We start from the raw sequence: 25,185 nt of genomic DNA, 5'->3' as shown, positions 1-25,185 counted from the left end.
CGTGAGTGCTTCCTCCTGGCCGCTGGAGGGACTGCGGGCCGTGCTCGCCCCCTCCGCGCTGCGCTTCCACCGGGCCTTGCGCCACCCCGAGGCCGCGCAGGCGGTGTGTCTGCAGCGGGTGCTTCGTTCGGCCGCGGGCAGCGTGCAGGCGGAGCGCCTTCCTGGCTTCCACCGCATCCGCTGCGCTCGTGACTTCCAGGACGCCGTGCCGTGGGTGACACCGGACGCGCTGGCTCCGGACGTGGAGCGCATCGCCGCGGGTGAGGCCCGGGTGCTCACGCGTGAGCCGGTGCTGCGCTTCGAGCTCTCTGGCGGCTCCTCGGGCGCCAGCAAGCGGGTGCCCATGACGCGCGGCCTCCTGGCCGAGTTCCAGCGCGCCCTGGCCCCCATGCTCTTCGAGTTGCTCCACCGCCGGCCCGCGTTGCGCGAGGGCGCCAGCTACTGGTCCATCTCTCCGCTGGCGCGAAAGCAGGTCCGCACTTCGGGCGGCATTCCCGTGGGCAGCGCGGAGGACAGCGCCTACTTCTCGCGCGTGCTGCGCCCCTTGCTGTCGCGCATCTTCGCGGTGCCTGGAGACGTGGGGGCCCTGCCAGACGTGGAGTCCTGCCGCTACGTGACGCTCTGGCACCTCGTCGCGCGCGAGGACCTGACACTCCTCAGCGTGTGGAACCCCAGCTTCCTCACGCTCCTCATGGACGCGCTGGAGCGGCACGGGGAGCGACTGGCCGATGACCTGACGCGAGGCCGCTGCCGGCCGCCTGCGTCCGGCGCCGCACACGACGAAGCCGCGACTCAAGCGGTGCTGGCGCGGATGCGCTTCTCTCCTCGCCCGGAGCGGGCCGCGCTGCTGCGCGAGGTGCTGCGCGGTGACGGGAGCGCCCGCGCGCTGTGGCCTCGACTGTCGCTGCTCAGCATGTGGACGGACGCGCAGGCCGCCCACGCGCTCCCCGCCGCGTGTCGCCGCTTCCCGGGTGTGGAGGTGCAGGGCAAGGGACTGCTGGCCACCGAAGGCGTCGTCACCGTGCCCCTCTTCGATGCGCCCGCTCCCGTGCTCGCGGTGCGCAGCCACTTCTTCGAGTTCATCGACGGCGAGCACCCCACCGCGCGGCCTCGCCTCGCGCACGAGTTGGAGCGGGGCCGCACGTACACGGTGCTGTTGTCCACCTCGGGCGGCCTGCTGCGCTACCGCCTGGGCGACCTGGTGCGCGTGGAGGGCTTCCAGCACGCGACGCCCTGTCTGCGCTTCGTCGGCCGGGCGGATGCCGTGAGTGATTTGGTGGGCGAGAAGCTCGCCGCCACGCGCGTGGGGGCCGTGCTGGACGCCGTGCTTCCGGACTTCCTTGGCGGCGCGCGGCCCGGCTTCGCCATGCTGGCGCCCGAGTGGAGCCCCGCGCCCGCCTACGTTCTGTTCCTGGAGACGGACGCCCCCGCCTCACGGCTCACCGCCGCCGCGGAGGCCGTGGAGCACGCCCTCTGTGAGGGACACCACTATCGCTACGCGCGGGAGCTGGGGCAGCTCGGTCCGGTGCGCGCCGTGCGCGTGGAGGACGGGGCAGGCCGCTACGAGGCCCGCTGCGTCGCGCTGGGCCAGCGCGCGGGCGACATCAAGCCCGTGGACCTGCACCGCCTGACGGGCTGGTCGGACCATTTCTCCGGAGTCGCTCCATGAGACCGCCGCTGCGCCTGCATCCGCGCGACACCTCGCCCGTCCCCAACGTGGACCTGGAGGCCGAAGCCGACCTCACGCGCTGTGGCGCGCTGAAGGACTTCTGGTACGTCGCGTGTCTCTCCACCGAGCTGAAGCCCGGCCAGCCCCTGGCGCGGACCCTCTTCGGCACGGGCGTGGTCCTCTTCCGTGACGCGCAGGGGCAGCCCGCCGCCCTCCGGGACCGGTGCCTGCACCGCAATGCGCGGCTGTCCCGGGGCGCGGTCTTCGATGGCCGCATCGGCTGCCCGTACCACGGCTGGGTCTACGACGCGTCGGGCGCCGTGGTGGAGGTGCCCTCGTTGGGGCCCGCGCAGCGAAGCGAGCTGCTCGACGCCAACGCCTGCGCACGGGAAGGACTGGCGACGGAGCCTTGCGCGCTGGGACGCCTGACGCGCTTTCCCGCCGTGGAGCAGGACGGCCTCGTGTTCGTCTACCTGGGCGGCGCCGAGCCCGCGCGGGCCGCGCCGTTCCGCGTGCCTTGCTGGGGCCAGGCGGGGTGGACGGTCTACTTCATGGTGACGCGCTTCCCGAACGGCGTGACGAACCTCGTCGAGAACTTCATGGACGTGCCGCACACGCTCTTCGTGCATCCAGGCTGGTTCCGCAGGCCCGCCAGCAAGCGGGTGCCGGCCACGGTGCGGCGCACGGCGGGCAGCGTGTTGGTGACGTACAAGCAGGCCCAGGACACCGTCACGGGCCTGGGAAGGCTCTTCAACCCGCGCGGGCTGCCGCTGCTCCACACGGACACGTTCTACGTCCCCAACGTCACGCGCGTGGACTACCTGTGGGGCGAGCACGGCTTCGTCATCAACTCGCAGTGCACGCCCGTCGGGCCCACGGACAGCCTCGTCTATACGGCCATCAGCTACCGGTTGCCGGTGGATGTCCCCGGTGCGCTGGTGGGGCGCGCCCTGAGGCCGCTGGTGCGGTGGTACACGCGGCAGGTCATCCAGCAGGACGTGGTCATCATGGACATCCAGCGCGAGGCCCTGCTGGACGGCCCGGGCGGCGGCGTCTACTCCGGCACGGAGGCGGACCTGCACCACGCCGACATCGAGGCGTATCGCCGCTGGCTGCGGGAGGGCGGCCAGGGCCCGGGGCCCGAGGACACCGAGCGCGACATGGCCTTCTGGATTTGAGGCCGCCGCCGCGCTACCGCGGACGGTAGGGCAGCTCCACGATGAAGGTGGCGCCCTGGCCTGGCTCGCTCTCCACGCGGAGGGTGCCGCCGTGCGCCACCACGACCTGGCGGGCCGCGTAGAGCCCCAGGCCCAGGCCTCCAAAGGCGCCCGAGGGAACGGCGCGTTCAAAGCGCTGGAAGATGCGCGCCTGGTGCTCGTGGGCAATGCCGATGCCGTGGTCTCTCACGGAGATGCGCGCGTGGTCCGGCGCGCCCTCCACCCGCACCTCGATGGGACGGCCCTTGCCGTACTTGAGGGCGTTGACCAGGAGGTTGCCCACCACCTGCTGAAGCCGCAGCGAATCCCACACGCCTTCGACAGGGACGTCCGCCGTCAGGTGGATGGGACAGGCCGCCTCGGCCGCCGGAGTCATGGCGCGGGCGACCGTCTCCCGGACGAGCCGCGACAGGTCGAGCGGCTCCCTCATCAAGGGCACCTGGCCCTCTCCCACGCGGGAGGCGTCGAGCAACCCGTCGATGTGCGTGGCGAGCCGCTCGGTATGGCGGATGGCTTTGTCCAGCCGCTCCAGCAGGCGTCCGCCACCATCCTTCCGCGTCGCCGCGGAGGGGAGTGATTGGAGCTGGAGCTGGAGCGCCGTCAATGGCGTCTTCAGCTCGTGACTGGCCAGGGCCAGGAACTCATCCCGGTGGTGGAGGGCCTCGCGCAGGGCCTGCTCGGCCTGCTGTCGCTGCTGGACCTCCGCCCCCAGTGCCTGGGCGCGCTGCTGGAGGAGGCTGACCTCGCGCAGGCGCCCCGCCGGGCCTTCGAGCCGTGTGTAGCGCTCGGTGGGAAGGACGTGTGCGTGGGCCTTGCAGACGTCGAGGAAGGGCTGCGCGTGCGCCGCCTGGCCGAAGTGGCCGATGGCGTAGGTGCACAGGAGGGACAGGGGATACAGCACGCTGAGGTCATTCCACAGTGCCTCCAGCGCCACCGCCACGTCCGGCATCCCATCCATGCAGAGGACATCCACCATCTCGCCGTAGGCGCGTACCTTGGCGCCGGGGCGCGCGGCCGCGAGGCTGTGCTCAATCACGGTGCCGACGACTTCGCGGAAGCGCTCCCAGTCCGGGCGTCCTCCCACCATGAAGCGCGCCAGCGTCTCACGGGCGTCGAGCAGGGTGAGCTGACCGCTCGCGATGACCGCCTCGGTGTCCACGCCCGCGGCCATCAGCCGCGCGATGAGCTGCTGACGGTGGTTTGCCTGGGCGATGATGATGAGCGGGTCTCCGCGTTCGAGCCCGCCCGTGATGTAGGCCTCGACGATGTCGACGACGAAGGCTTCGTCCTCGTAGAACTGGACCGTGTGGTCATGTTCCAGGGGACACCCGACGGGCGTTTCGCTGGCGGGCTGCCGGTGGCTGCTCCCGAGAGTTGCGGCGTCGGATGGAGGCATCGTCCTCACCAGGTGCGTGGGCGCCTCATTATTCTGTCGGGGCCTCTCGACGCGGAACGGCCCCCGGGGGCAGTGGAGCGCCCGGAAGCCGTCACTGGCGGGCCGGCGCGCTCCTCAGGGATAGAGCGACTTGAAGTAGCTGATGGAGTTGTTCCACGAGGGCGTCAGGTGCCCCATCCTGTTCGGGAAGGCGTTGCCCGCGCAGGCCGCGGCGTCGCAGTAGTACTGGTTGTACTGGCCCACCACGACCGGCCCCGAGACGGGCGCGTCATACGAATAGATGGGCGAGCCGCTCTGGCCCGGGCTGCCGTCGCAGCCGATTTCGATTTCCTGGTGCCAGCCGTCCGCGTCCGGGCTGTAGGCGTTGCCCGTCTTGCACAGGTTGACGTCGCCGTACAGCGTGCGCGCCGTGCAGCTCGCGGGGGCAGCGACGTGGCTGCAGCCGGGGTAGCCGCGCATGTACGTGGACCACGTCTTGAGCGTGTCGGTGGGCGCGTTCCAGTGCCCCATCCAGCCCGGGTGGCCGTTCGGGAAGTTGTCCGCGAGCACCATGATGGCGACGTCGTGGCGGTTGCAGCTGGCGACGCTGTTGCAGGAGCCGTTGATGTAGCCCTCCGGCACCCAGTACCAGATGGCGTCCTGGACACCCCACGGCGCAGTGGCGCCGTCGCGGCGAGCGGTGAAGGTGTTGAAGATGGGGTTCCACCCGCTGTACGCGCTGACGACGCAGTGGGCGGCGGTGACGACGACGCGGCGGCCCACGAGCGCACCCGAGCATCCAGCGCTCAGGTGGCCGATGGTTCGATAGGGCCACGAGTTCGTGGCATAGCCGTTCGTGAGGCCCATGCGGATGCGCGTGTCCACGCCGCTGCTCCACGTCTGGCCGGAGACCGTGCCGGAGGTCAGGGCCTCATCGCTGTTCACCGGCTCCAGTCGCGCGGCGTCATCCAGCGTGCCGCGCGAGGCGCCGTTGAGTCCGCGCCGCGCCAGCTCCTCCGCCACGCGGCCCAGGCTGGCCGCGTCGGTGCGCAGACGGTAGGCCTTGTTGTTCTTCACGTCGATGCCAATGAAGGAGCGCTCCGTGGACGGCCGGGCCGGTGTCTCCGCCGCGGCGCGCGTGTCTCCCGCGGGCTGGCGTGCCGAGGCTTCGCGGTACAACGCCTCCGCGTTCACGTCCTTCAGCATGCGGACATCACCCAGGGCCTCCAGGTGCGGGAGCTCGGCGCCCGCGGCTTCGCCCAGCCACGCCTCCGGGACGACCTGGACGGGGGGCTCCACCTGGGAGCGTGAGGCTTCCCCACCACACGCGGCGGCCATGAGGCCGAGCGCACAGAACATGGACCTGCGAATGCCACGAAGCATGAGTTCCCCCTTCGCTGTTTGAGAAGACAGGTGCGTCGCCAGCGAGAACGGGCGTGGGGGGATTCCTTCTCTTTGCGTGGCGGATACGCCGCGCTAGCGTCCCGCTCCCATGGCGGACACACGGCAGCGCAGCGCACCTTCGAGCTTCTCCCAGAACGAAGCCGCGGACATCATCCGCGAGGCCACGGCCCGCGCGCTCGCGGGCCAGGACGCGGAGCGCGCGCTCACCCGGGAGGACCTGCTCGCCATGGCCCGGGAGATGGGCGTGAGCGAGGCCGCCGTGGAGGGCGTGATTGCCTCGCGCGCGGGGCGCGACAAGGCGCAGCGCCGCATGCGCAAGGCCTACATGGGCTTGGCGTCACACGCGACGAGCTACACCATCGTCATCGGTGGGCTCACCCTCATCGACCTGTTTTCGGGGCCGAGCTGGTGGGTGCAGTACCCCGCCATCGGCTGGGGCATGGGACTGGCGTTCCATGCCATGGGCACGCTGATGGCGGCCTTCAATCACGCGGACAGGCAGCGGTGAGCGGGCGGGCGCGCTAGCCGATGCGTCGCAGCCCCGGCAGGTCCTCTGGCCGCAGCGCCCAGCGAGGCACTGGCGGCAGCGACGCCAACGTGCCTGTCTGCGTCGCGGGGAAGCCCTCCACGTGCGCGCCGTCCACGAAGGCGCTGCCCTGCTTCACCAGGCTGCCCGCGCCCACGAAGCTGCCGCGTCCCAGCCGCGTCCCGTCACAGAGGATGGCGCCCGGCTCCACCACGGTGTTCGCGCCCACGTGGCTGCCATGCACCGTGCAGCCCGGACCGATGATGACGCCGTCCTCCAGCGTCAGCGCATGGTCCGACAGCCGGTGCAGCACGGTGTTGGCCAGCACCTGCACGCCCGCGCCGATGCGCACCGGGCCATTGCCGTCCCCGAGGATTTTGACCCCGGCGCCAATGATGCAACCCGGGCCGATGATGACGTCCCCCGTCACCTCCGCCGAGGAGAAGAGGGTGGCGGTGGGGTGTATCAGTGGGTGCTTGTCGCGAAACGTATAGAGCTGTCCCATGGGAGCGTCCTCTGCGCGATCTCTCGCGGAGAAAGCGGTGAGTGGTTGGCCCGGCAGGTCGAGGCTTCCGCCGCGCCGCTTCCGGAGCCGTTCCAAATCATCCGCGGTGGTTCGGCGGAGAATGCGGCCGGGGCGGCCCACGACGACGGAGTCGTCCGGCACCACGGTGCCCGCTGGAATGAGCGTTCCTTCCCCCAGCAGGCAGCGCGTGCCGATTCGCGCACCGGGCATGAGGATGGAGCCACCTCCCACGTCGCAGAGCGCGCCGACCTCCGCGCCCAGCACGACGCTGCGGTGGTCGAGGAAGGTGCGCTCTCCCACCGAGACGGGGTGCTGCGGCATCCCGATGATGACACCGTTCTCCAACACGGCTGAGCCAGCGCCCAACCGCACGGCGCCGTCATGCGAGCGCACCACCGCGCCTTGCGCGATGTTGGCTCCAGGACCCAGGTGGAGAGTACCCAGCACCCGCGCGCTGCTGGAGAGGCTGAAGTGCGCGTCCCCCCCGGCAGGCACCGCGAGCGCACTTTCGTGCGGCAAGCTGATGGCCATTGACGCGGCACCCTACACCCACGCGCGCCGCGGCCCGACGGCCCGACGGCGCAGGTAGGTTGTCCAGCGTCCGACGGTCGCCGGGCCGGGCCTTGCCCTGGACGCGGTTGTAGCGCCAGCGTCCTGTTCTATGCTTTCGGCATGGTGTTGACGCAGGACTCCAACGGAGCAGGGGACACCGCCCCGCCCACCGTGCGCAGCAGGTGCTGGTTGTTGGCGCGGCCCCTGGGGCTGCTTCCGGGGGTCCTGCTCCTCGCGCTGGGGTTGGCGTCGTGCAACACCGTGGAGGTGCCCGGGGATGAGGTGGCCTGCGCGGGGCTGCGGTGCACCGCGGGCACCTGCTTCTCCAACGCGGGGCAGCCCATGTGCCGCTGCGGACCGTGGGAAGATGCCGCGGGGTTGACGTGCTCGGTCGCCGCCTTCAAGCAGCCGGATGACCATGGGGGCTCGCCCGACAGCGCGGCGGTGCTGACGCTCCCCATGTCGCCCCAGGAGGGCCGCATCGAGGAGGGCCTGCGCGAGGAGCTGCGGGACCGGGACGTGTTCGCCATCACCGTGGCGGAGCGCGGCATGTACCGCTTCTCATGCACGCGGCTGACCCTGTCGGAGTGCCGGGTGCGGTTGCTGGACGCGGCTGGGAACACGCGGGACATGCCCGTCGATGTCGAGGGCGCCACTATCTTGGGGTTGCCCACGCTCGCCGCGGGCACCTGGTACTTCGAGGTCTCTGGCGGGCGCTCACACGGGCGCTACACGTACCACCTGATGTCGCTGGGCGTGGACGACCACGGGGATACGTTGGAAGAAGCCACCCTCCTGCGGGAGGGCGCTGGCGCTCCGTTCCCGGTGAGGCTCGCCTCGTCCGCTGACGTGGATGTGTTCACCTTCCGTTCGCGGGTGGGGCATGGCTACCGCTTCATCTGCGAGCAGGCGCCCGGGCTGCTCCTTCAGATGATGCTGCTGTCCTCTGTTGGCGCGGTCGCGGATGTTTCGCAGGGCTCGTCAGGGGCGCCGCTCGCGGTGAACCTGCTTGCGACGTCCGAGCGTGACTGGTTCGTGGTGCTGAGGCCGGAGGGCGTCACCCCGGTGGACTCCACCTGCCGCTTCGAGGACCTGGGCCCCGATGAGCATGGCGACACGCTGGAGACCGCCACCGCCGTGACGGCGGGCATCCCGGTGCCAGTCACCCTCCAGTCGCGTGAGGACGTGGAGGTCTTCTCCTTCACGGGGGCGCCCGGGCATGTCTACACGGTGCGGACGGAGGGGGCCGGGCGGTGGTCGGCCCAGGTGGTGGATGCGAACGGGGGGAACGTGGCCCTGGCGGACACGGACCGGCTGCGGGCCCGAGTGGAGCGCGCGGGGACGTACTACCTCCTCGTCGATGGCGGCGACCTCTGGGCGCACTCCTTCTTGCTGACGTTGGTGGATGCGGGCGTGGATGACCACGGGGACTCGCCGCAAACGGCGACGCTCATCACGCCGGGGACCCCGCTCTCGGGCCTCTTCGAGACACCGCAAGACACGGACGCCGTCGTCTTCCAGGCCGAGGACCGGGGCATCTACCTGGCGTCCTACGCGCCCGCTCCGAACCTGTCCTTCAACCCTCGGGGCGCGGTGGGCATCCTGGAACTGGGCGGCGGACGCCACCTCTTCAGCGCCTGGAACGCGGCGCCCGTCACGATGATGTTCCAGCCCCTGAATGGCGCGGAGGCGTTCTCCTTGCTGCTGGAGCACGTGGCCGTCGATGACTACGGCGACCACGGTGGGACGGCTCATGCCCTGACGCTGCCGGCCACGGTGTCGGGCGTGGTGCAGACGGCCATCGACGCGGATGTGTTCTCCGTCGGGTTGGAGGCGGGCCGTGCCTACCGGCTGGACCTGGAGGCGGGAGCGCTTCAGGTGTCGCTCATGGCGCCCGGCGGTCTGCCGTGGGCCGTGCGGGACGGACGGTTCGTCGCGGACCGCTCCGGCCTCCATGTGCTGACCTTCGCTGGCGCCTCCGGCCTGGAGCAGGTCCCCTGGCGCTTCACGCTCCAGGCGGAGTGAGCGTGCGTCAGGGCAGGCAGATTTCGAAGCCGGTCCGTCCGGCGGGGAAGGTGTCCCGAGGACGTGAGGCGGGCGTCACGGCGTAGAGGTGGAAGTCGAGCCGTCGCTGGAGGAAGCCCTTCAGCGCGGGCGCCAGCGGGTCCACTTCGTCCTGGTACAGCGTGAAGAAGTGGAAGCCCTGGCCGTGAAAGTCCGCGTACACCCGCTCCACGAGCGCGTTCAAGATTGCCGGGTCTTCTCCGCGCACGCTGGTGTTGCAGAGATAGAAGTAGCGGAAGTCACTGCCCGGCGCGGGCAGGCGCGGTGCGCGGACCGTGGTGGCCAGCGTGTTCCATCCCCACCGGACCCAGCGCATGCTTCCACGGTAGGCATGGACGCGGTAGCGCTTCACGGCCTCGGGGTTCCAGGCGGTGGTGCAGCCCACCAGCGCGCCTGCCGCGTCGAAGGCCAGGTAGGTGTCTTCGATTCGCAGCCCGGGCCAGTGGGACAGGCGGTGCGCCAGCTCCCCCGTGTCGAAGCGGTAGCCGAAGGGACGGGCGCGGTGGTCGGCATCCAGCAACGCCGAGACGGCGGGGACGTCCGCGGGCGTGGCGCGCCGCACGGCGAAGGCGCTTCGCGGGGGACGGCGGCGGCGCATGAACTGGATGGACACGGCGGAGAAGCGGCGGAGCAGTACGTAGCGCGGCTGGCTCACGCGCCCGGGTCGCCGCCGCACGAGCGCCTGGAGCGCGGTGGCATTGGAGGCCATGACGGCCGTGAGGAAGGTGTCCACCCCCATCCGCTGGGCGCTCTCCTCGAGCATGGGCCCATAGAAGCGCGCGAGCCCGCGGCTCCGGCGCGCGGAGAAGCGGGTGCGCAGGTCGCCCAGGTAGCCCACCCGGCACGGACGGCCCTCCAGCCAGCCGTCGCGCACGTGCACGGCGCCCATGCCGTCCAGCCGGCCGGGCTCGCCGTGGACCCAGACCTCCGTCTCTCCGCGCTGCATGGCGTAGAGGCCGAAGTAGTCGGGTGCTCGCCGCGAGGAGAGGACCAGGTCGCCCTGCATGGGCACCGCGCCGAACAGGTCGAGCAGCGCGGCGTTGTCGTCACGGGTGGCGCGTCGGAAGTCGCTCATGCGGCGGTGGCGGAGCCTACCCCGGCCGCCGCCGTTTGTTGTTAGGCTAAAGGCTCCCCGAAAGGAGTCACGCGATGAAGAAGAATGGAATTGCGATGCTGATGGCGCTGGGTGTGGGACTGACGGCGGGTTTCGGAATGGCGTTCATGCCCTCCACGGCCGAGGCCAACGCGCCTGAGTCCGCGCAGGCCATCTGCGTGCGCAACTCGGACTGTGACTACTTCTGCGGTGAGGGTTTCGGGCACTGCATCCGGGGCATGTACTGCGCGTGCATGTAATGGCGTACAGGGGCTGACGACCTCGCCAGGGAGCTGGCGGCTTCCTGGCGGTGCCGGACGCCTCCGCCCTCACCGCGTGTCCACGGGCCGCCGCGTCAGCAGCGCGAGCAGGGCCTGTCCCACCACCACCAGCGCGATGAAGGCACACGCCAGCACCGCGGCGGCGGCGGGGTCCGCGTAGCTCTGGAGTTCGAACAGCAGCGTCCCGAGCACCTCGGTCCCCGCGGGCACCAGCAGGACGGACATCGTGATTTCCGTCGCGCACGCGAGGAACGCCAGGACGAAGGCCGCGGTGAGCGCCGGCCGCAGCAAGGGCAGGGGCGCATCCATGAACGCGCGCCAGGGGCCGGCGCCACTCACGCGCGCGGCCTCGGTGAGCGAGGCGTCCAGCTGCGCGAGCGCCTCCTCGCTGTTGCGCGCGCCCAGCGCGAGGTACTTCGCCACGTAGGCGATGAGCAGCAGCCACGGCGTGTGGGCCAGCGCGAGCACGAAGGCGACGCGGTCCATCAGGATGAAGCGCACGTCCCGGGAGAACGCGAGCAGCAGCGCCAGGGCCAGCACCGTCCCCGGCACCGCGTAGGGCCACACCGCCAGCGCCTCCACGCCCGTGCCCAGGCGGCGCAGCCCGCGTCGCAGCACCGCCGCCGCGAGCCCCAGGCCACACACCAGGACACCCGCGCCCGCCGCCAGCAGGACGCTGCGCCCCGTGGCCTGCAACGTGCGCGGCTCCAGCAGCACGCCCGCCCAGTGCGTCAGCGTCAGCGTCTCCCACGTCAGCGCCGCGCCGAAGCTGCGCTGGAGCGACGTGAGGAGGATGGCCCCCAGCGGGAGCAGCACCAGCACCGCGGCCGTCAGGCCCACCGCGCCCAGGACGAGCCCGCGTGCGCGCCCCAGCGGGAAGGGACGGGAGGACAGGCCCTTGCCCGCGCCGAGGCGGACGCGGCCAGCGCGGCCCAGCGCCCACGTCACGAGCATCGCCAGGGGGGCGAGCAGCAGCAGCGAAGTCGCCAGTTGCGCGGCGCGCGCCAGGCCCTCGTCACCGCCCATCAGCACCAGTTCATAGATGCGCGTGGTGAGTACGCGTGTGGGCGGCGAGGCCGACACGCCCAGCAGGTACGGCACGCCGAAGGACGAGGCCGCCATGAGGAACACCATGACCGCGCCAGACAGCAGGGAGGGCAGCGCCAGCGGCAGCGTCGTCGTCAGCAGCGCCCGGACCGTCGAAGCCCCGCAGACGCGCGCGGCTTCCTCCAGCGCCGGGTCCACGCGCCGCAGGGCCGCCGCGCCCGCCAGCAGCACCAGCGGGAGGCCCGACACGCCCTCCACGAAGGCGATGCCCGCGGGGCCGTAGATGTCGAAGGTGTCAGCGCCGAGCAGCCGGTTGAGGTACCCCGCGCGCGGGCTCGCGAGCGACAGCCAGCCCATGCCCCAGATGAACGCGGGCACGGCGGAGGGCAGGGTGAACAGCACCGTGAAGGCCCCGCGCAGGGGCAGGTCGGTGCGTTGCAGCACCAGCGCCAGCGGTGTCCCCAGGATGAAGGCGAGCACCGCCGCGCCCGTGGCGATGCGCAGCGTGTTCCCCAGCGCCCCACCTTCGGCGAGCAGCCAGCCAAGGCCCCCCGTCCCGGCGGGCCCCAGGCCTCGCCAGAGCAGCGCGGCCACTGGGAGCACGGAAAAGCAGAGCACCGGCACCAGCCACAGGCCGAGCCCCAGCCACTGGGACTTGGGCGCCGCCGCGCTCATCGTGAGAAGGCCTGGCGGAAGCGCTCCTTCACGGCGCCGCCCCGCGCGAGCCCCCGTTCGAGCAGCTCGGGTGTCCATGGGCGCGCGCGCTCCAGCAACTCGGAGACACCGGCCTCTCCCTTGGGGCCCGCGAGCCTGGGGTCCACCGCGTGCATGTCTCCCTGCTCCACGATGATGCGCTGGCCTTCGGGGGACAGCAGCACGTCCACCACCGCCTTCGCCGCCACGGGGTTGGGCGTCGTCGCGAAGAGGGCCGCGGGGCCGGGGATGACGACGGCGCCATCGGTGGGCCACACCACCTGGATGGGACTGCCGCGGGCCTGGGCCGCGAGCGCGTTCTCCAGGAGCAGCACGCCCGCATCCGCCTCGCCGCTCTCCACCTTCTGGAGCACCGCCGCGTTGCCTCCCGCGACGATGGCGCCGCGCTGGCGCAGCCCCGGGAAGAAGGACGCGCCGTGCTTCGCGTCGCAGAACACGGCCCAGGTGAAGGCGGTGCCCGACGTCAGCGGGTCTCCAATCGCCACGCGCCCCGTCCACGGACCTTCCGCGAGCGCCGCGAAGGAGGTGGGCGGCGGGGGCCCGCCCTTGCGGTGCACCAGGACCATGGTGGACAGGCGCAGGGCCGCGTAGCGCGCGTCCAGGTCCACCAGGCCGCGGGGCACGCGGAGCACGTTGGGCGAGGCGTAGCGGAGCAGGGCGCCTTCACGGGCCAGCCGCTCGTAGAGGAACGGGTCGGACGTGGCCAGCAGGTCCGCGCGGATGGCCCCGGCGGCGCGCTCCGCCTCCAGCCGGCTGGCCACCTTCTCACTGCCCGCCTGATACCAGCGCACCCGGACGCCGGGCAGCCGCGCCTTCAGCAGCGGCTCCAGCGCGTCCAGGACGTGCCGGTACATGGACGTGTAGACCCAGACGTCTCCGGAGGGCGTGCCCTCGCGCGCCAGCGTGGGCCCGGCCGAGGGCGCGGCGGACTCGATGCGGCAGGCGGCGAGCAGGACGAGCGCGGCGGCACCCGCGGCCCGGAGCAGCGTGGGCAGGGACATGTGCCCGCGATTATGCGGCACCCGCGCGCCCTGTCACGCGGCGCGGCCGTCACGCCTTGGAAACGAGAAGCCCCTCCGCGCACCGGGCACGGAGGGGCCGCTCGTCTGGCCTCGGACCTACCTGCAGGACCGCGCAGGCATGGCGTCAATCCAGTCGGCGATGAGCCGTGAGCCCTGGTCGTGGCGAAGCACGCGGCCCAGCTCCGGCATCATCTTCCCCGACTCCTCGGTGTGCATGCGGTACCAGAGGATGGACACCGAATGGTCGCCGGGGACGATGTCGAACTCACCGCCCACCCCGCCGCCCGCGGAGCCCGGCCGTTTGCACACGCCCAACGTGAACTCATCCGTGTTGTCCACGTTGAGGAACAGCCGGCTGGTGGTGCCCGCCGTCCCCTTCGGGTTGTGGCAATGCGCGCAGTTGATGTCCAGGTAGGCGCGCGCGCGCCGCTCCAGCGAGCCCGCCTCCGCGTCGAACGCGTTCGGCTCGCGGGGGACCTGGTCGATGGGAGGCAGCCCCGTCAGCCGGCCCAGGTTGGCCAGGTGCTGGAGCTGGTTGATGGGCCCGTCGCCGTAATCATGGTCCTGGTTGAGGTAGCGGGCCTTCACGCCAATGGGCAACAGCACCTGGTTCTCCTGGGCGTCCTGGAGATGGTGGCACTTCAGGCACTGGTTCTTGCTGGGCACCAGGTAGTCCAGCGTCCGCTCCACGCCGTCCTCGCCCATGAAGCGCACGCCGCGGACGACGCGGCCGCCGTTGGCCAGCGTGGCCTCCGTCTGGGCGTCGTTCCAGAAGTAGGGAAAGGCCTCCCAGCCGCCGGGCCTGCGCACCAGCACGCGCGTCTCGATGACGCGCACGTTCTCTTCCGGGGCGCGGAGGTCCGCGGGGAAGGCGAACGTCTTGGTGATGATGGTGCCCACCGGCAGGTCCAGCACGTCGTGGGCCGAGTATCCAGCCTGCGCATCCGGCGGGATGAACAGCGTGCGGGACTTCACCGAGTAGTCGGAGAAGAGCGGCGTGGTCAGCGCATAGGGGATGTTCCCCTCCACCGGCTGGAGCCCACCCGACGCGGGTGTCCCGGTGAAGAGGCCGAAGCCCGACAGGGTGCTGGGCGGAAACGCGGGCCCGGCGTCTGGCGTCCCCGCGTCGTCGGGCGTGCCGGCGTCGTCGGGCGTGCCGGCGTCCGCGCCCGCGTCACCCGTGCCCGCGTCGTCGTCACCCGCGTCCGGGGTGCCGCTGTCCTCGGGCGGGTACCCGGAGTCGAACTCGAACCCGCCTCCGGCGTCCGGCGTCACGCCGTCCTTGTCACCGCCGCACGAGGCCAGCGCCGCGGTCACCAGCACCGCGGCGAGGCCCAGTCCCGGGATGAACGGCCTGTGCATGCGTCCGTTCTTCACGAGGTCTCAGCGGATGGTCAGGGCCGGGGTGAAGCCCGAGCAGTTGTAGGGCTCGGCGTCCTGGACATAGCGGCGCGTCTCCCCCCAGGCGGCGGCCAGGTTGGGCGTGCCCGCCATGATGTGGGCGCTCACGGCCTGCAGGTCGAGGTCCACCACCGAGGCCTGCGTGCTCTCTGGCAGCGTGTTGCGCGTGAAGCAGATGTTGATGGGGTTGGCCAGGCTCTCATCGCGAGGCGCCGGGTCGATGCCGTCCCACAGCACGTGCTCCACGCCCGTCACGCCGTGGGCCGCGGCGCCGTACTGGTAGACGGCGCCCACCAGCGCGCCCAGCGGACGGCGCTCCGGGTCCGGCGTGCCGTTGTCCACCAGGCGGCCGCTGCCACCGGTGAAGGTGTTGTCGTGGATGGAGATGTCCTGGCTGGGGTAGTTGAAGAAGCCGGCCGCCCACTGGATGGGGTCGGATTCAATGGCCAGCCCGCTGAGGATGGCGATGTCCACCGTGTTGTTGTCGCCCCAGGTGTTGTGCTCCAGCTCCACCCGGCGCGAGGCCAGGATGAAGGTGCCGGTGCCGGCGGGCACCTGGGACACGGTGCTGCTGCTGGCCTGCACGGAGGCGAAGTTGGGGCGGTTGTTTCCGGTGATGGTGTTGTGGGCGATGTAGACGTCCGTGCCCCGGATGGGGTTGCCCGGCAGGTCGAACACGACCAGACCCGCGGTGTTGTCCTGGGCGATGTTGTTCGCGACGTGGGCGTACTTCGTGTTCTCGATTTCGATGCCCGCCACGTTCTTCTTCGCCACGTTCCGCCGGACGATGGTGTGCTGCGTCTGACCGACGTAGATGCCCGCGTCGGCGGCGTTGTACGCCTCACAGTCCTCCACGAGGACGTACATCGATTTCACCGGGTAGATGCCGTACTTGCCGTTGCTCTCCAGGTTCTCCTCGGCCCACTCGGTGCGGACGCGCTGGATGTTCACGTTGCTGGAGGACTCGATGCGCAGGCCATCCTTCTTCGCGTTCCAGACGGTCAGGTCGCTCACCGTGAAGAGCTTGCCCACCACGTCCAGGCCGTTGGTGTTCGCCGCCGCGTTGGAGAAGTCCAGCACGGTGCTGGCCTCGCCGCCGGTGGCCTCGCCCTGGGCGCCCTTGCCCGCGCCCTTGAGGGTGATGCCGTTGGCGCGCAGGGTGATGGCGTTGTCGAACTGGAAGGTGCCCGCGCTCAGCTCGATGGTGGTGCACTCGTCCAGCGCGTTCACCGCGTCCTGGAGCTCCTGCTCCTGGCCCGGGTTGAACGTCAGCGTGGTCTGCTCCTTGCCCTCGCAGGAGAAGTCCTGCGGCCACGCCATGGAGCCGCCGTCGCCGCCGGTGCCGCCGTCGTCCAGGATGCCCGCGTCACTGCCCGCGTCCCCGGGCGTGCCAGAGTCCGGCTGGCCCGCGTCCGGACGGTCATCGTCGTCATCCGAACAGGCGGGGAGGGCAAGCAGACCCACGAGGGCCAGGAGCACGGCACGGGGCGCGCGCGACAGCGGCAGAGGATGCATCAGGTATCTCCTGTGGAAGTGCTGCGCCTGCTGGCGCCCGAGCATGGGGCTTCAGGGCGCAGCCAGCACCGTGCGAATCCTCCCTGTGAAGATGAACAACCTCAAGGGTGAGCCACCAAAAACAGCCCGGCTTCCCGTGACGCGATGCGTTCTGCAACACGGTTGATAAATTGCTCCCATCCTTCATGAGAGGTCGACGCGGTGCTGCCCTACTTCCCCTTCGAGCAGGATGTCTTTTCCATGTCGCTGGGCGTGCGTGCGCTGAGGCCCGAAGAGACACTCATCGAAGTAGACGCGCCGCGCTATGCGGACGAAGTGGCGTTGAAGGCGGCGCTGCTGACGGCGGGGCACGCCGAGCGCTTCCAGGGAGGGCCCGGGACGGAGGCGCTCCAATGGGAGACGTTGACGGTGCTGCTGCCTGCCATGGCGCGTCAATCGCCGGAGCACTTCTCCCTGGAGGCGGAGGGCACGCGCTGGTGCTGGCACAACCACCTGCTGGGCACGCGGACGCACTTCACGCCGGGGGACGCGGCGAGCCTGCCGCTGGCGCCGCTGGACTGGTTTGGCCGGCAGGTGCAGGAGGACCTGCTGCTGCTGGACGGCACGCGTGAGGGGTTCCCGCTGGTGGCGGGGCAGCTGTGCTTCCCCTCCGGCTGGTGCCTGGGGGACAAACTGGGCAGGCCGCTGCTGGCCGTCCACGCGCCGGTGCCCCAGTTCAACGCGAAGCTGGGGCCCTCCACGCTGAAGCTGATGGAGGGCCTGAAGCCCGGGCGCCCCGTCACGCGCTGCAACTGGGCCATCAGCGTCACGGAGCGGTTGGATTTGGAGCCGCGCACGCTGCCGGAGTGGCGGCACCTGTTCGACGGCATCACCCCGGACAACGCGGGCGAGCGCTGCTTCCTCCGCCTGGAGCGCCAGACGCTCACCCGGCTGCCCCGCACGCGCGCCATCCTCTTCACCATCCACACCTACGTGGCTCCGGTGGCCTCGGAGGTGGAAGCCCCCGGCCGGCGGCAGCGGCTGGCCCGCGTGCTGCGCTCCGTGCCCGCCGACACCGCGACCTACAAGCGCCTCACGCCCGTGCTGGCGCCCCTGCTGGGCTACCTGGAGGCGGGCCAGGGCTGACGCCGGGCGGAGTGGGTAATGAAAAGACCCACCCTCCCTGGCGCGGACAGGCGGTCGCCCTGGGGGCGGGCGGGGTGTCGCCCAGGAACGGGGAGGCTCCCGGTGTGCTGTCGAACCGGAAGTCAGGCCATTTCTGTAGTAAGTCGCCCCCCAGAACTGACTGCGGCGATGTCTCACTGCCGCTCCAAAAGGCAAGGAAGGGCAACGACATGCGGAAGACTTGGCTGGTCGCGGGAATGCTGGTGCTGGCGGGCTGCCAGCAGCAGGGCAAGACGGATTCGCCGGCGACGGCGGCGACGGCGCCCGGCACGAGCGCGAATCCCCAGACGGAAGACCAGAAGACGCTGTACGCGCTGGGCCTGTCCATTGGCCGCAGCGTGAGCGTGTTCGACATGACTCCCGAGGAGCTGGAGTACGTCAAGGCGGGCATCACCGCGCAGGTGAAGGGCGACAAGCCCGCGGTGGACCTGGAGACGTACGGCCCGAAGCTGCAGGAGCTGGCGCGCGCGCGCAGCACCCGCAAGGCGGAGGCGGAGAAGGAGAAGGCGAAGGCGTTCCTGGAGACGGCCTCGAAGGAAGAGGGCGCCGAGAAGACCGAGTCGGGCCTCATCTACAAGGAGCTGACCGCGGGTACGGGCGCGGCGCCCCAGGCGTCGGACATCGTGAAGGTGCACTACCGCGGCACGCTGCCGGACGGCACCGAGTTCGACAGCTCGCACAAGCGTGGCGAGCCCACGCAGTTCCCGCTCCAGGGTGTCATCAAGTGCTGGACCGAGGGCGTGCAGAAGATGAAGGTGGGCGGCAAGGCCAAGCTCGTGTGCCCGTCCGACATCGCCTACGGTGACCGCGGCGCGCCGCCGAACATCCCGGGCGGGGCGGCCCTGGTGTTCGAGGTGGAGCTGCTGGAGATCGTCAAGCCGCCGGAGATGCCGGCCATGGGCGGCACGCCGCCGGCGGGCAAGCCCTCCGCGGTCGAGAAGAAGTAGTCCCCGTCTTCACGCGGGACGCTCGAGGGGGCTGGCGGGGGATTCTTCCCTCCCAGCCCTCTTCGCGTTCGCGGGCACCGGAGGTGGCGCGGGGCGCTGCCTCGGAGTAGTCCACCAGCCGCCAGCGTCCCCGCCGCGGGGACGGGCCAACCCAGGGAGGTCGACACATCATGCGCCAGGGCCTGCTGTTGATGATGGGAGCGCTGCTGCTGAGCGCCTGCGTCCAGGGCCGTGCCCGGGAAGTGCTCCGCGAGCCGGCCGCCACGGGCGCCGTCTCCGAGTCGGAGTTCAAGGCGCTGCACACGCTGCGCGAGGACGCGCCGCCGGTGCTGGAGGGCCAGGAGGTGGAGGTGGCCGGCACGAAGGCCTACCTGAGCCTGCCCGCGGGCGCCCAGGGGCCGCTGCCCGCCGTCATCGTCATCCACGAGTGGTGGGGGCTCAATGACCACATCCGCCACTGGACGGACCGGCTGGCCGCGGAGGGCTACGCCGCGCTGGCGGTGGACCTGTATGGCGGCAAGGTGGCCACCACGCGGGATGAGGCGCTGGCGCTGCTGAAGGCCGTGGACCCGGCGCGCGCGCAAGCGACGCTGACGGCCGCGCACACCTTCCTCCAGCAGGACGCGCGGGTGCGGGCGCCGCGCACGGGCACCATCGGCTGGTGCTTCGGGGGCGGCTGGTCCCTGCGCGCGGCCATGGCCATGCCGGAGCTGGACGCGGCGGTCCTCTACTACGGCAACCCGGTGACGGACGCGCGGGAGCTCGCCGCCATCCGCGCGCCGGTGCTGGGCATCTTCGGCACGAAGGACCCGTCCATCCCCCTGGAGACGGTGCAGGCCTTCCGGCAGGCCCTGGATGAGGCGGGCGTGCGGCACTACATCCTGGAGTTCGAGGCGGAGCACGCCTTCGCCAACCCGTCGGGTGAGCGCTACGACGCGCAGGCCGCCGCGGGCGCCTGGCAGCAGGTGGCGGCCTTCCTGGACCAGCACCTGCGTCAGTAGGGGCGCTGGCCCACGTAGTTGCCCGGCGGCGCGTAGTTGCACACCCAGAGCGTCCAGTTGGGGAACCGGTCTCCGAAGGGCGAGTTCGTCGTGCACTCCTGGACAGCGCAGCCCAGGGCTCGCGTGGCACGCCACACCACCTGGGTGTAGTGACCGCAGACCTCGCCGCTCGCGCAGGTGTTGGCGGCGTAATCGTAGTGGGCGGCCTCGTCCACCCAGCCCTGCACCACGCCCTGGGCGCCCATGGCGCTGGACGAGGCGGCGGTGAGGTTCTCTCCCAGGTTGCCGCGGTTGGGGTTGTGCGAGAACTGGCACCGCGCGGCGTAGGCCTTCGCCGTGCGCGTCGCCTGCTCATCCCACGTCAGGTCCTCCAGCGCGGGGGTGGCCGCGGGCGACACGTTCTTCCGCGCGGCGTTGTGCGCGGCCAGCATGTCGCGGTCGAACTGCGTCATGACCAGCGGCTCGGTGTCGCCGTCACCGTCTCCCTCGCCGGGGGTGTCGGAGCCACAGCCGGTGAGGAGCAGGGGGATGAGCAGGCCGAGCGGCCGGAGGAAGCGGGGCGTGGAGCGGAGCATGGGGTGGATTATCCGACGCCAGGCGGAGGTCCGTCACCTCCCGCCGCGTGAGTGTCCGACACCGGGGACGCACCGGCCCCGTGGGGCGCGGGGCTCAGTAGGGCCGCTGACCCACCCAGTTGCCCGGCGGCGCGTAGTTGCACACCCAGAGCTGCCAGGTGGGGAACCGCGCGCCGAACGGTGAGTTCTTGTTGCACAGCACCGTGGCGCACCCCACGGTCGCCGTCTTGCGCCACACCACCTGCGTGTAGTGCCCGCACACCTTGCCCTTCTGGCAGGTGTTGCGCCGGTAGTCGTAGTCCGCGGCTTCGTCCGCCCAGCTCTTCACCACCTGGGACGTGGTCCACGCGCCGGGCGTGGCGGCGGCGAGGTTCTCTCCGAAGTCGCCCCGGTCCGGGTTGTGCTCGAACTTGCAGGCCTGCGCCCAGGACGCGGCCTTGCGCTCGGCCTGGGCGGACCAGGCCAGCGGCGGCAGCGCGGGCTTGGGGGCGGGCTGGGCGCGGGAGCGCGCCAGGTTGTGCGCGGCCACCATGTCCCGGGAGAAGTCCTTCGCGGCGGGAAGGGCCGCGCGTGGCTCTGGCGTCTTGGGCTTCGCGGTCGAGGCGGGCTGCCTGGAGGCCACGGCCTGCCGGGAGGTGGCGTGCTGGCTGCGCCCCTGCTGGGTGCCACCGCCCGCGCAGCCGAGCAGCGTCAGCAAGAGCAGGGAGGACCAGCGGGAGGCGCGGGAGAAGGGAGGCATGAGGGGGATGATGCGCCACGACGCCCGCGCATGCATGTGAAGCGTGCGCGGCGGGCACGGCGGGCGGTGGGCCGCCCGCTCGCATGCTCCGCCGCGCACAGGACCGCGGGGACTACACAAGGCCCGGCAGCGGGCCTGTCCCGTCGTCACCGAAGGTGGTGACGTTGGGCACGCCCATGGCCTGCATCAGGTAGATGTACAGGTTGGCCAGCGGGTCCTTCTGGTAGCGGAGGTGCCGGCCCGGCGTGAGCGCGCCGCCGCCCTTGCCCGCCAGGATGATGGGCAGGTCGACGTGGTTGTGAGAGTCCCCGTCGCCGACCTCGCTGGAGAAGTAGACGATGGAGTTGTCGAGCAGCGACATGCCGTTGACCTCGATGACCGACTTCATGCGCTCCAGCAGGTACTGGAGGAGCGTCACCTCCCACTTGTCGATGGTGGCGAGCGCGTCGTAGTTGGACTGCACCTTCTGGTGGTGCGAGTACGTGTGGTGTGCGCCGCTGAGCCCCAGGAAGGGGTAGACCTTGTTGGCGCGCGCGTTGGCCAGCATGAAGGTGGCCACGCGGGTGAGGTCGCACTGGAAGGCGAGGACGATGAGGTCCATCATCGCCTTGGTCTTCGCCGTCGGGTCCTCGGACACGATGGGAACGGTTCCCGTGGCGCAGGACACGGATGGGACGGACACGTCCTCCACCTGCTTCTCCAGCTCCCGCACGCTGGTGAAGTACTCATCCAGCTTCTGCAGGTCCGAGGTGCCCAGCTGGGCCTGCAGCGCGGTGGCGTCATCGCGCACGACGTCGATGATGCTCTTGCCGTACGCGCGCCGCTTCTCGATTTGCGCCTGCGTCTCCCCGGGGATGCCGCCCGCGAAGAGCCGGTTGAACGCGGCCTGCGCGTTGGTCTCCTTCGCCACCGGCGTGCGCGGCCCCGACCACGCGATGTTGTTGGCATACGGGCACGCGTAGCCGGAGTCGCAGTTGCCGATGCCGCGGCCCGCGTCGATGCCCAGCTCCATGGACCCGTAGCGGGTGGCCCGCGTCGCCGTCAGGTGGTTGGCGATGACCTGGTCCATGGAGATGCCCACGCGGATGTTGGTGCCCTCCGTCTTGAACACCTTGGCGCAGGTCAGGAACGCGCCGGTGGCGGCGGCATGGTGGCCGTCACCCTCCGGGAAGGCGGGCATGTTCGCCAGGCCGGAGACGACCAGCAGGTCGTTCTTCACCGCCGCCAGGGGCTCCATCGTGGGCGTCAGCTCCCACGCGGGGCCCTCCGTGCTGGGCGTCCACTTCTGCATGTGGATGCCATTGGGCGTGTAGAAGACGGCGAGCCTTCGGGGCACGGTGCCCGGCGCGCCGTGCGCGTTGCGGGGGAGCATCTGCTCCAGCAGGGGCAGCGCCATCAGCGCCCCCGTCCCCCGCAGGACGGTCCGTCGCGAGAGTCTGAATTTCTTGCTCATGGCGTCTGCTCCTCCTCCTCCGCGCCCCGCTGCGTGAAGTGGCTGCTCGAGACGATGCTGAGGATGTAGTCGACGAGCCGCCCACCGCGGGCCTCGGCCTTGGTGGCGACATCCTTCACCGCGCAGTGGTCGGCCTCGTTCAGGCCACGGCCCGTGGCATAGGTGAGCATGTGCTCGGTGATGCAGTTGGTCAGCTTGGGGTCCTCCTTCAGGTAGCGCTGCATGTCGCGCACGCCGTTGAGGATGGCGCCGTCGGGCATGTCACCCGTGGCGTCCACGGGCGCGCCGCTCACCTCCTGGAGGCGCCAGCGGCCAATGGGGTCGAAGTTCTCCATCGACAGCCCCAGCGGGTCCATCAGCCGGTGGCAGCCCTGGCACGCTGGCGCGCTGCGGTGCAGCGCCATGCGCTCCTTCATCGTCATGTTCGGAGTGATGGGCGGCGGCAGGTTCTCCACGTCCGGCGGCGGCGGCGGCGGCGCCGAGCACAGCAGTTGCTCCAACACCCAGACGCCGCGCTGCACCGGTGAGGTGCGGTCCGGGTTGGACGTGACGGTGAGCAGCGAGCCCTTTCCGAAGATGCCGCTGCGCTCCGGGTGGCCCGTGAGCTCCACGCGCTGGTGCGTGGGGCTGCCGGGCAGTGGCAGGCCGTAGTGGGCGGCCAGTTGGTCGTTCACGTAGGTGAACGGCGCGTCGATGAGGTCCTTCAGCTTGTGGTCGCCGGAGATGAACTCCGCGAAGAAGAGCTCCGTCTCCGTGCGCATGGCGGCGCGCAGCTCCTCGTTGAACGCGCCATAGAGCGTGCCGTCCGGCGTGGCGGTGCCCAGCGCGCGGGTGAAGAGCCACTGGCCGGCGAAGTTCTCCACCAGCGCGCGTGCCTTCGGGTCCGCGAGCATGCGCCGCACCTGGGCCTCCAGCTCCGCGGGGTCGCTCAGTTGCCCCGCTTCGGCGGCGGCGAACAGCGTGTCGTCCGGCATGCTGCTCCACAGGAAGTAGGAGAGCCTGCTGGCCAGCTCGAAGTTGTCGAGCGTGTACGGCTCGGTGCTTCCTGGTGGCGCGTTCTTCTCCACCCGGAAGAGGAAGTGCGGTGAGACGAGCACCGAGCGCAGGGCCAGCTTCACGCCCACTTCGGGCGGGTCCCCGTGCTGGCCCGCCAGGCTGACGAAGGTCATCAGCTTGTCAATCTCTGCCTGCTGCACCGGCCGGCGCCAGGCGCGGCGGGCGAAGTTGGAGAGGATTTCGTGCGCGCACGGCGCCGGGTTGAGCGGGTCCAGCGCGCAGGAGTTGAAGACGCCGCGCGTCCAGGCGTCTTCCACCAGCCGCTCCGCCGCGGTGGAGTACTTCTCCATCAGCAGCGGCGACAGCGAGAGCACATCGGCGATGTTGTCGAAGCCGTAGCCGTGGTCGTCGATGGGGAAGTCGTTGGCCGGCTGGGTGGTGTCCCCCAGCAGGTCCCGCACGGTGGCGTTGTATTCCGCGCGGTTGAGGCGGTGGAGCGTGACGCGTCCCGGGTTCTGGTGCGCGTTCTCGCACTCGCCTTCCACCGGGGGCTGCCCCGGTGGATTCGGCTCTCCTGGCACCTCCTCATCGGGTTTGACCCGCGCCATCGGGTCGTCATCGGTGCAGCTGGCCATCAGCAGGGCGAGTGTCACGCCCGCAAGGAAGCGCCAGCCTCCTCTTCGTCGATGCATGGGTGTCACGTCGGCTACCCCCCCTCCACACTGCCCCATCCGAAGCCGGGACAGCCGAAGCCGTAGCAAGGTGCTCTCCAACCAGGGACGTAGCCTGGCGGACCTCTCCGTTGTTTCAGGGGGTAGAACGACGTTGGCTACCCGGAAGCCGGCTGGGAAGAGTTTGGCGCGAGTGGGTAGCGAAGTTCCCGGCGAGGGAAGTCCGAGCGACCGCAGCCTGCGGCGTGCAAGCTGCGTTCGCGCGGGCGGAGGTGGGGCGTGGCCCGGCCTGGAGCTCCGTGCGCCTGCGGAGGCCCAGTTATGCGGGCGCACTTCCGAGGTGTCGTTGTCTCCCGGGAGAGCAAGCGCCCTCACGTCAGCAGTTGCTGGTGCGCCGCGCTGGTCACTGGCCCATCCGGCGGCAGCCGAGTGTCTGGAAGTCCTCCGTGACTGTGTAGCACTCATATCCTTGTGGGCAGGGATGCTCAGCGAAGTCACAGCTTTGATAGCAGACGCTCTGGCCTCCACTTCCCGCGCCACAAACCTGGCCTTGAGGGCAACTGTCACGGTCCAGGGGACTGCAGTGCTGTCTGCATTCGAAGATGACGTTGTCCATCCGCCGTGTGACGTCACAGCCCATTCCTTGTTCGCAACCGTGCTTGAGGCAGTTGCGCCCGATGGGAGTCGCGCAGGACGCAGCCTCTCCGAACTGGATGCACTCCTGGCCCAGTGGGCATTGCCCGTCGCGGCAACTCGGGAGGCACCCGCTCCCCTCAGGTGTGCTGACGCAGATGCTGCCACTCGGGCAGCCACCAATCGTGTTCTTCTCGCACGGACGGCCACAGCGCCCTTTTACGCAGAGAAGACCCGCCTGGCATGTTTGCGAGATGTCGCTTGATAGGTTGTGGCAGGCATCGCCTTCTTTTTGTGTGCCAGGCCGTGTGCATCTCCGGGTTGGCGGGCCCGCGCCGACGTCGTTGGCGACTCGGCAAACATTGGCCTCAGAACAGTCCTGGTCGGAATCGCAGTCTGATGCGCGGCAAAGCATCCTCCCATGGAGGGCTTCGAAGACGCACCCTTGGCCTTGAGGGCAATCCGAACTGTTGGCACAGACTTGGGCTGCGCGTTCATCGTCCGCCGCACTGGTTGCGGAGGAAGCCGGGTTGTTTGATGGGCCTTCATCGAACTGAGTCGTGTTGAGTGAGTGAGCCGGATGTTTTGCTGGGAGGACAG

General features: G+C 70.6%; 20 protein-coding genes. 8 read left to right on the top strand and 12 right to left on the bottom strand.

The window, feature by feature from the left end:
* Position 1 precedes the first annotated feature (1 nt).
* Both KGD87_RS24820 and KGD87_RS24815 read left to right on the top strand, forming a co-directional pair.
* Positions 2 to 1,669, top strand: coding sequence for a GH3 auxin-responsive promoter family protein (locus KGD87_RS24820; protein ID WP_284663079.1), 1,668 nt, complete (start codon positions 2 to 4; stop codon positions 1,667 to 1,669).
* Positions 1,666 to 2,847 (top strand): aromatic ring-hydroxylating dioxygenase subunit alpha, encoded by a 1,182-nt coding sequence (locus KGD87_RS24815; RefSeq protein WP_284663078.1) that lies wholly within the window; start codon positions 1,666 to 1,668, stop codon positions 2,845 to 2,847. Before KGD87_RS24820 ends, KGD87_RS24815 begins: the two co-directional genes overlap by 4 nt.
* Positions 2,848 to 2,860: 13 nt before the next feature.
* Here the strand turns inward: KGD87_RS24815 and KGD87_RS24810 are convergent, their stop codons facing one another.
* Entirely contained in the window at positions 2,861 to 4,282 is a 1,422-nt protein-coding gene (locus KGD87_RS24810) for an ATP-binding protein (RefSeq protein WP_284663076.1), read from the bottom strand.
* 114 nt (positions 4,283 to 4,396) lie between these two features.
* A complete protein-coding gene (locus KGD87_RS24805; RefSeq protein ID WP_284663075.1) occupies positions 4,397 to 5,644 on the bottom strand; it encodes a trypsin-like serine peptidase in 1,248 nt (415 codons plus the stop codon).
* Between the two features lie 109 nt (positions 5,645 to 5,753).
* On the opposite strand from KGD87_RS24805, the gene KGD87_RS24800 reads away from it, so the two are divergent.
* On the top strand, positions 5,754 to 6,173 hold the full coding sequence (locus KGD87_RS24800) for a 2TM domain-containing protein (RefSeq protein WP_284663074.1): 420 nt from the start codon (positions 5,754 to 5,756) through the stop codon (positions 6,171 to 6,173).
* A gap of 13 nt (positions 6,174 to 6,186) precedes the next feature.
* On the opposite strand, the gene KGD87_RS24795 is transcribed toward KGD87_RS24800, so the two are convergent.
* Positions 6,187 to 7,248, bottom strand: a complete 1,062-nt coding sequence (locus tag KGD87_RS24795; protein ID WP_284663073.1) for a DapH/DapD/GlmU-related protein — start codon at positions 7,246 to 7,248, stop codon at positions 6,187 to 6,189.
* Between the two features lie 141 nt (positions 7,249 to 7,389).
* Between KGD87_RS24795 and KGD87_RS24790 the strand changes: the two genes are divergently transcribed.
* The gene (locus KGD87_RS24790) at positions 7,390 to 9,294 is read left to right on the top strand and encodes a hypothetical protein (RefSeq protein ID WP_284663071.1); all 1,905 of its coding nucleotides are present in this window, start codon (positions 7,390 to 7,392) and stop codon (positions 9,292 to 9,294) included.
* Between the two features lie 7 nt (positions 9,295 to 9,301).
* Here the strand turns inward: KGD87_RS24790 and KGD87_RS24785 are convergent, their stop codons facing one another.
* Positions 9,302 to 10,408 carry a hypothetical protein gene (locus KGD87_RS24785; protein ID WP_284663069.1) on the bottom strand — a complete coding sequence of 369 codons (1,107 nt, stop codon included), beginning with the start codon at positions 10,406 to 10,408 and terminating at the stop codon, positions 9,302 to 9,304.
* A gap of 74 nt (positions 10,409 to 10,482) precedes the next feature.
* On the opposite strand from KGD87_RS24785, the gene KGD87_RS24780 reads away from it, so the two are divergent.
* On the top strand, positions 10,483 to 10,686 hold the full coding sequence (locus tag KGD87_RS24780; protein ID WP_176411679.1) for a hypothetical protein: 204 nt from the start codon (positions 10,483 to 10,485) through the stop codon (positions 10,684 to 10,686).
* Positions 10,687 to 10,755: 69 nt separating this feature from the next.
* Here the strand turns inward: KGD87_RS24780 and KGD87_RS24775 are convergent, their stop codons facing one another.
* The 4 genes from KGD87_RS24775 to KGD87_RS24760 all read right to left on the bottom strand — a co-directional run bounded on the left by KGD87_RS24775 (position 10,756) and on the right by KGD87_RS24760 (position 16,406).
* Positions 10,756 to 12,429, bottom strand: coding sequence for an ABC transporter permease (locus KGD87_RS24775; protein ID WP_284663067.1), 1,674 nt, complete (start codon positions 12,427 to 12,429; stop codon positions 10,756 to 10,758).
* On the bottom strand, positions 12,426 to 13,469 hold the full coding sequence (locus KGD87_RS24770; protein WP_284663066.1) for an ABC transporter substrate-binding protein: 1,044 nt from the start codon (positions 13,467 to 13,469) through the stop codon (positions 12,426 to 12,428). The genes KGD87_RS24775 and KGD87_RS24770 overlap by 4 nt, the downstream gene beginning before the upstream one ends.
* A gap of 117 nt (positions 13,470 to 13,586) precedes the next feature.
* A complete protein-coding gene (locus KGD87_RS24765) occupies positions 13,587 to 14,852 on the bottom strand; it encodes an SO2930 family diheme c-type cytochrome (protein ID WP_284663064.1) in 1,266 nt (421 codons plus the stop codon).
* 21 nt (positions 14,853 to 14,873) lie between these two features.
* Positions 14,874 to 16,406: a parallel beta-helix domain-containing protein gene (locus KGD87_RS24760; RefSeq protein ID WP_284663062.1), complete on the bottom strand. Its 1,533-nt coding sequence runs from the start codon at positions 16,404 to 16,406 to the stop codon at positions 14,874 to 14,876.
* A 201-nt stretch (positions 16,407 to 16,607) separates the two neighbouring features.
* Between KGD87_RS24760 and KGD87_RS24755 the strand changes: the two genes are divergently transcribed.
* The 3 genes from KGD87_RS24755 (at position 16,608) to KGD87_RS24745 (ending at position 19,518) form a co-directional block, all read left to right on the top strand.
* A complete protein-coding gene (locus KGD87_RS24755) occupies positions 16,608 to 17,531 on the top strand; it encodes a heme-dependent oxidative N-demethylase family protein (RefSeq protein ID WP_284663061.1) in 924 nt (307 codons plus the stop codon).
* 209 nt (positions 17,532 to 17,740) lie between these two features.
* Complete coding sequence (locus KGD87_RS24750; RefSeq protein ID WP_284663059.1) at positions 17,741 to 18,517, top strand: FKBP-type peptidyl-prolyl cis-trans isomerase; 777 nt, start codon at positions 17,741 to 17,743, stop codon at positions 18,515 to 18,517.
* Between the two features lie 170 nt (positions 18,518 to 18,687).
* Positions 18,688 to 19,518 (top strand): dienelactone hydrolase family protein, encoded by an 831-nt coding sequence (locus KGD87_RS24745; protein WP_284663058.1) that lies wholly within the window; start codon positions 18,688 to 18,690, stop codon positions 19,516 to 19,518.
* On the opposite strand, the gene KGD87_RS24740 is transcribed toward KGD87_RS24745, so the two are convergent.
* From KGD87_RS24740 to KGD87_RS24725, 4 genes are all read right to left on the bottom strand, one after another.
* Positions 19,512 to 20,093 (bottom strand): CAP domain-containing protein, encoded by a 582-nt coding sequence (locus KGD87_RS24740; protein ID WP_284663056.1) that lies wholly within the window; start codon positions 20,091 to 20,093, stop codon positions 19,512 to 19,514. The two genes, KGD87_RS24745 and KGD87_RS24740, sit on opposite strands and share 7 nt — an antisense overlap.
* A 94-nt stretch (positions 20,094 to 20,187) precedes the next feature.
* Positions 20,188 to 20,868 (bottom strand): CAP domain-containing protein, encoded by a 681-nt coding sequence (locus KGD87_RS24735; RefSeq protein ID WP_284663055.1) that lies wholly within the window; start codon positions 20,866 to 20,868, stop codon positions 20,188 to 20,190.
* Between the two features lie 76 nt (positions 20,869 to 20,944).
* Complete coding sequence (locus KGD87_RS24730; protein ID WP_284663054.1) at positions 20,945 to 22,285, bottom strand: DUF1552 domain-containing protein; 1,341 nt, start codon at positions 22,283 to 22,285, stop codon at positions 20,945 to 20,947.
* Complete coding sequence (locus tag KGD87_RS24725) at positions 22,282 to 23,973, bottom strand: DUF1592 domain-containing protein (protein ID WP_284663053.1); 1,692 nt, start codon at positions 23,971 to 23,973, stop codon at positions 22,282 to 22,284. The genes KGD87_RS24730 and KGD87_RS24725 overlap by 4 nt, the downstream gene beginning before the upstream one ends.
* Positions 23,974 to 25,185: the final 1,212 nt, after the last annotated feature.

This window comes from Myxococcus sp. SDU36 (assembly GCF_030168875.1).
GTDB lineage: Bacteria > Myxococcota > Myxococcia > Myxococcales > Myxococcaceae > Myxococcus > Myxococcus vastator.
This window is presented reverse-complemented; position numbering and strand designations above follow the sequence as displayed.

Excerpts from the sequence above, each read along its gene's own strand:
- KGD87_RS24740 (WP_284663056.1), bottom strand. The coding sequence starts at position 20,093 with ATGCTCCGCTCCACGCCCCGCTTCCTCCGGCCGCTCGGCCTGCTCATC.
- KGD87_RS24815 (WP_284663078.1), top strand. The coding sequence starts at position 1,666 with ATGAGACCGCCGCTGCGCCTGCATCCGCGCGACACCTCGCCCGTCCCC.
- KGD87_RS24810 (WP_284663076.1), bottom strand. The coding sequence starts at position 4,282 with ATGCCTCCATCCGACGCCGCAACTCTCGGGAGCAGCCACCGGCAGCCC.
- KGD87_RS24765 (WP_284663064.1), bottom strand. The coding sequence starts at position 14,852 with ATGCACAGGCCGTTCATCCCGGGACTGGGCCTCGCCGCGGTGCTGGTG.
- KGD87_RS24745 (WP_284663058.1), top strand. The coding sequence starts at position 18,688 with ATGCGCCAGGGCCTGCTGTTGATGATGGGAGCGCTGCTGCTGAGCGCC.
- KGD87_RS24785 (WP_284663069.1), bottom strand. The coding sequence starts at position 10,408 with ATGAGCGACTTCCGACGCGCCACCCGTGACGACAACGCCGCGCTGCTC.
- KGD87_RS24800 (WP_284663074.1), top strand. The coding sequence starts at position 5,754 with ATGGCGGACACACGGCAGCGCAGCGCACCTTCGAGCTTCTCCCAGAAC.
- KGD87_RS24735 (WP_284663055.1), bottom strand. The coding sequence starts at position 20,868 with ATGCATGCGCGGGCGTCGTGGCGCATCATCCCCCTCATGCCTCCCTTC.
- KGD87_RS24795 (WP_284663073.1), bottom strand. The coding sequence starts at position 7,248 with ATGGCCATCAGCTTGCCGCACGAAAGTGCGCTCGCGGTGCCTGCCGGG.
- KGD87_RS24775 (WP_284663067.1), bottom strand. The coding sequence starts at position 12,429 with ATGAGCGCGGCGGCGCCCAAGTCCCAGTGGCTGGGGCTCGGCCTGTGG.
- KGD87_RS24805 (WP_284663075.1), bottom strand. The coding sequence starts at position 5,644 with ATGCTTCGTGGCATTCGCAGGTCCATGTTCTGTGCGCTCGGCCTCATG.
- KGD87_RS24780 (WP_176411679.1), top strand. The coding sequence starts at position 10,483 with ATGAAGAAGAATGGAATTGCGATGCTGATGGCGCTGGGTGTGGGACTG.
- KGD87_RS24770 (WP_284663066.1), bottom strand. The coding sequence starts at position 13,469 with ATGTCCCTGCCCACGCTGCTCCGGGCCGCGGGTGCCGCCGCGCTCGTC.
- KGD87_RS24760 (WP_284663062.1), bottom strand. The coding sequence starts at position 16,406 with ATGCATCCTCTGCCGCTGTCGCGCGCGCCCCGTGCCGTGCTCCTGGCC.
- KGD87_RS24750 (WP_284663059.1), top strand. The coding sequence starts at position 17,741 with ATGCGGAAGACTTGGCTGGTCGCGGGAATGCTGGTGCTGGCGGGCTGC.
- KGD87_RS24730 (WP_284663054.1), bottom strand. The coding sequence starts at position 22,285 with ATGAGCAAGAAATTCAGACTCTCGCGACGGACCGTCCTGCGGGGGACG.
- KGD87_RS24790 (WP_284663071.1), top strand. The coding sequence starts at position 7,390 with ATGGTGTTGACGCAGGACTCCAACGGAGCAGGGGACACCGCCCCGCCC.
- KGD87_RS24725 (WP_284663053.1), bottom strand. The coding sequence starts at position 23,973 with ATGCATCGACGAAGAGGAGGCTGGCGCTTCCTTGCGGGCGTGACACTC.